The 4,536-nt window shown below is 63.1% G+C and carries 7 protein-coding genes; 6 read left to right on the forward strand and 1 reads right to left on the reverse strand.

Translation table 11 applies throughout. The annotated features are described in order from the left end of the window. Positions 1 to 619: extracellular solute-binding protein (locus ABT116_RS39890; RefSeq protein WP_351644820.1), on the reverse strand; the 619-nt coding region annotated here is incomplete at its 3' end. 216 nt (positions 620 to 835) lie between these two features. Between ABT116_RS39890 and ABT116_RS39895 the strand changes: the two genes are divergently transcribed. From ABT116_RS39895 to ABT116_RS39920, 6 genes are read left to right on the forward strand one after another with little or no spacing between them, the layout of a single operon-like run. Then, positions 836 to 1,543 (forward strand): arsenate reductase/protein-tyrosine-phosphatase family protein, encoded by a 708-nt coding sequence (locus tag ABT116_RS39895; protein ID WP_351644823.1) that lies wholly within the window; start codon positions 836 to 838, stop codon positions 1,541 to 1,543. Next, positions 1,540 to 2,211, forward strand: coding sequence for an arsenate reductase ArsC (locus ABT116_RS39900; RefSeq protein WP_011331629.1), 672 nt, complete (start codon positions 1,540 to 1,542; stop codon positions 2,209 to 2,211). Before ABT116_RS39895 ends, ABT116_RS39900 begins: the two co-directional genes overlap by 4 nt. 36 nt (positions 2,212 to 2,247) lie before the next feature. Next, a complete protein-coding gene (locus tag ABT116_RS39905) occupies positions 2,248 to 2,574 on the forward strand; it encodes a DUF3349 domain-containing protein (RefSeq protein WP_003944646.1) in 327 nt (108 codons plus the stop codon). A 24-nt stretch (positions 2,575 to 2,598) separates the two neighbouring features. After that, the gene (locus ABT116_RS39910; protein ID WP_037131620.1) at positions 2,599 to 2,982 is read left to right on the forward strand and encodes an ArsR/SmtB family transcription factor; all 384 of its coding nucleotides are present in this window, start codon (positions 2,599 to 2,601) and stop codon (positions 2,980 to 2,982) included. Then, positions 2,979 to 4,067: an ACR3 family arsenite efflux transporter gene (arsB, locus tag ABT116_RS39915; RefSeq protein WP_003944591.1), complete on the forward strand. Its 1,089-nt coding sequence runs from the start codon at positions 2,979 to 2,981 to the stop codon at positions 4,065 to 4,067. The genes ABT116_RS39910 and arsB overlap by 4 nt, the downstream gene beginning before the upstream one ends. Further along, entirely contained in the window at positions 4,064 to 4,480 is a 417-nt protein-coding gene (locus ABT116_RS39920; protein WP_003944644.1) for an arsenate reductase ArsC, read from the forward strand. The genes arsB and ABT116_RS39920 overlap by 4 nt, the downstream gene beginning before the upstream one ends. Positions 4,481 to 4,536 lie beyond the last annotated feature (56 nt).

Raw genomic sequence — 4,536 nt, forward strand, 5'->3', positions numbered from 1 at the left:
CGGCTTTCGATCGTATGAGCCACTTGACGGGGAATTCGCTCCCGACGAGGAGGGGTGGTTCCTTCTCCGACGGCAGCGAAGCGCCCTCGTTGAGAGCCTTGATCGCCGGATCGTCCCAGGTGGTGATCGCACCGTTGAAGATCTTGGCAGCGGTGGGGCCGTCGAGGACGAGATCGTCGACACCCTTGACGTTGTAGGTCACCGCGAGCGGACCGAACACGACGGGAAGGTTCCAGGCGTCGCTGGCGCAGCGTTCCTTCGCACGGTCGTACTCGCCCTTGTCCTTGCTGAGCGGCGAATCGGAACCACCGATGTCGGTCTGGTTTCCGATGAACTCACTCACACCGGCGCCGGAGCCGTTGGACGTGTAGTTGAGAGTCTGCCCGCTGCACGCCTGCTCGAACGCATTCACGAAACGCGTCATGGCGTTGGCCTGGGCGGTAGAACCACTGCCCTTGAGTGCCGACTTGCCGCCGCACTCGACATTCGAGGTCGAGCCCGCGCCCGTAGATCCGGTCGAACCCGTCGCGCCGGTGTTGTTGTCGCTGCCGCACGCTGAAAGCAGGAGGGTGCTGGCCGCCAGCACACTGAGGGCGGCGCCAGATCGCTTGAGCTTCACGTAGTTCCTTCGAAGTATCGGGGTTGCTCGCGCGGCGCGCGGCCACCGAGATCGAGTGACACTGAGCAGCGCTGATTGCCGCTCGGGTGATGAACCTAGAGGCCGGGGATGAACGGATATCGCTGCGAAAATGAACGGAACATGAATCCATGGGCGAAAGTTGAATGAACAGCCCGGCTACCGGCAGGTATTGCTTGACAATCCCAAATTAACTCAGTGAGTATTGACTCAATGACTATTGAGCAAAAGTTCTCGCTCGAACAACGCGCCGCTCTCTATGGCGCCCTGGCCGATCCGGCACGGTTGTCGATCGTCGACATGCTCGTCCTCGGCGACGCATCGCCCTCGGAACTGCAACGCCGACTCTCCATCTCCTCGAACCTGCTCGCCCACCACCTCGGGGTCCTCGAACGCGCTGGTCTCGTGCACCGATCGAGATCCGAAGGTGACAAGCGCCGTACCTACCTACGACTCCAGCCCACCGCGCTGGAGGTGCTCGTTCCTACCTCGTCGCCCTTGACCGCGACGCGGATCGTGTTCGTGTGCACCCACAATTCCGCGCGCTCGCAACTGGCCGCGGCGTTGTGGAACAAGCAATCCCACATCCCGGCAGCATCGGCCGGCACCCACCCCGCTCCCCGAATTCACAGCGGCGCCCTCGCCGCCGCCCGCCGCCACGACCTACCTCTCGACGCCACGCGCCCGGCCGATGTCGCCGATGTCCTCGCACCCGGGGACATGGTCATCGCCGTGTGCGACAACGCCCACGAAGAAATGCGCGAAAACCCGAACTCTCTTCACTGGTCGATTCCGGACCCTGCCCGCACCGGCAGTGCCGCAGCGTTCGACCGAGCCTTCGACGACATCGACCACCGAGTCGCTCGACTCGCCCCCCATTGCCTCCCGAACGGAGAACTCTCATGACCGACAACCTCAGCACCACAACACATCACCGCGACGACCTGACCATCGATCAACGGTTAGCCCTCAAAAGCGCCGCCGCACACCTGGCCACGGAATTCACCGACGTCTTCAACACCGAAACCATCGAGCGGTTCCTGCATTCGTCCTACGACCAGTTCGCCGGCCGCGCCTCCGTCGTCAACTACCTCCCTCTCCTGGCCGAACGCTTCGCCCGGCAGCGACTACGCGCCCTGGCCAAGGTCGAAGGACTCTCCAACGACGGCAAACCCACCGTGTTGTTCTTGTGCACGCACAACGCCGGACGCTCCCAGATGGCCATGGGATTCTTCGAAAAACTCGCCGGGGAACGTGCCGTCGCATGGTCCGGCGGATCCGAACCCGGCACCAGCGTCAACGAAGCAGCCATCGAAGCAATGGCCGAACGTGGCATCGACATCAGCGGTGAATACCCCAAGCCATGGACTGACGAAGTGGTCCGCGCAGCCGACGTCGTCATCACGATGGGCTGCGGAGATGCATGCCCGATCTTCCCCGGACGCCGCTACGAAGAATGGGTCCTTCCCGACCCCGCAGGTCTCGGAGTCGACGCGATCCGCCCGATCCGTGACGAGATCGAACGGCGAGTACTCACATTGCTCGACGAGATCGACATCGCCGCCCAGCACTGATGCTCGTCGATGAATTCCTTGCGAAGAAGGTCTCTCATGTTCATTCCGGCAGTGGTCACCGCTTTTGTGCACTGGCTTCGCAGCGGCTACCCGCAGGACGCACCGAGATACGGTCACAGCCCGCTACTGGCTCTGATGGATCAACGGCTCTCACCTGCGCAGATCAGTGAGATCGTGATCGCGCTCGACGGGGAGCCGGCCACCGAGGCCATCGACATCCAAGTGGCCATCACGGCTGTCGCACGGCGGATGCCCTCACCCGCCGATCTGAGTGCCGTATGCGCGGCCATCGAGAAATCCGCGTCCAGGGAAGGGGCCTTCCCGTGCTGCAGAACCAGAGGCGTGCCCCATGTTGCGAACTGATTTGATCGATGTCAATATTGATGTATGTCGAATCAAGATGTGGCGGAGACCGGCGCCTGTTGTTCGCCACTCAACCGTGAACCGTTGACCGAAGACTGGGCTGGTGATCTGGCCCGGATGTTCAAAGCGCTCGGCGATCCCGTCCGGCTGCGACTGCTGAGCCTGGTGGCCAGCCACGAGGGCGGTGAAGCCTGCGTCTGCGACATCTCCGACACCTTCGACTTGTCCCAGCCGACGATTTCGCATCACCTCAAGGTGTTGCGCCAGGCCGGACTCCTCGACTGCGAACGTCGCGGGACCTGGGTGTACTACTGGGTGATACCCGCAGCCCTGCAACAACTTTCCGCCGTTCTGCTCGTGGAAGCATCATCCACTGCCGCCGACGTCCCACAGGAGACCGCCGTATGAGCGCCCCGTCCAGTACCGAACACCCCGAAGTCGTCGGAAAACTCTCCACCCTCGACCGCTATCTGGCGGTCTGGATCGGCGTGGCCATGGTCGTCGGCCTGCTGGTTGGACGCTGGATCCCCGGCGTGAACACTGCCCTGGACAAGGTGCAGATCGACGGCATCTCGTTACCGATCGCCCTCGGCCTGCTGATCATGATGTACCCGGTGTTGGCGAAAGTTCGCTACGACCGCCTCGACACTGTCACCGGGGACAAGAAACTCCTCGCCGGCTCCCTGTTCCTGAACTGGGTTCTCGGCCCGGCGCTGATGTTCGCCCTCGCCTGGCTGTTTCTGCCTGACCTGCCGGAATACCGAACCGGTTTGATCATCGTCGGCATCGCTCGCTGCATCGCGATGGTGATCATCTGGAACGACCTGGCCTGCGGAGACCGCGAAGCCGCCGCGGTGCTGGTCGCCATCAACTCGGTGTTCCAGGTGATCATGTTCGCCGTGCTCGGTTGGTTCTACCTCTCGGTCCTGCCCGGGTGGCTCGGCCTCGAACAGACCACCATCGACACCTCGCCCTGGCAGATCGCGAAATCGGTCCTGATCTTCCTCGGTATCCCGCTGCTGGCAGGTTTTCTGTCCCGCTTCTTCGGTGAACGCGCCAAAGACCGCGACTGGTACGACAACAAGTTCATCCCCAAGATCAGCCCCTGGGCGCTCTACGGTCTGCTGTTCACCATCGTCGTGCTCTTCTCGATGCAGGGCGAACAGATCACCTCCCAGCCCTGGGACGTCGTCCGGATCGCGCTGCCCTTGCTCGCGTACTTCGCGCTCATGTGGGGCGGAGGCTACGTCCTCGGCGCCGCAATCGGATTGGGCTATGAACGCACGACGACCCTGGCGTTCACCGCCGCGGGCAACAACTTCGAACTCGCGATCGCCGTAGCCATCGCCACCTACGGCGCCACCTCGGGGCAAGCTCTTGCCGGCGTAGTCGGCCCGCTGATCGAGGTACCGGTGCTCGTCGGGCTGGTCTATGTCTCCCTTGCTCTACGCAAACGCTTCACACCCACTGACGGAAAGGTTTCAGCCCCATGACCGACAAGCCCAGCGTCCTGTTCGTCTGTGTCCACAACGCCGGCCGATCGCAGATGGCCGCGGGATTCCTGAGCCACCTCGCCGGCGATGCCATCGAGGTCCGCTCCGCCGGATCTGCCCCCGCGGAGACCATCAACTCCGCCGCGGTCGAGGCGATGGCCGAGCTCGGAATCGACATCTCTGCCCAGACCCCGAAGATCCTCACCACCGACGCCGTGCAGGATTCGGATGTCGTGATCACGATGGGATGCGGCGACACCTGCCCGATCTTCCCCGGCAAGAGCTACCGCGACTGGGTCCTCGACGATCCCGCCGGCCAAGGCATCGACGCGGTTCGCCCGATCCGCGACGAGATCAAAACCCGCGTCCAAGCCTTGATCAGCGAACTCACCGCCCCGTCGGTATCGCGCTGACCGCTCGTACTGCCCGTATTCGATCCCGTGAAAGAGACACTATGACCATCCCGTCC

Source organism: Streptomyces sp. NPDC002130 (assembly GCF_040296465.1).
Taxonomy (GTDB): Bacteria; Actinomycetota; Actinomycetes; order Streptomycetales; family Streptomycetaceae; genus Streptomyces.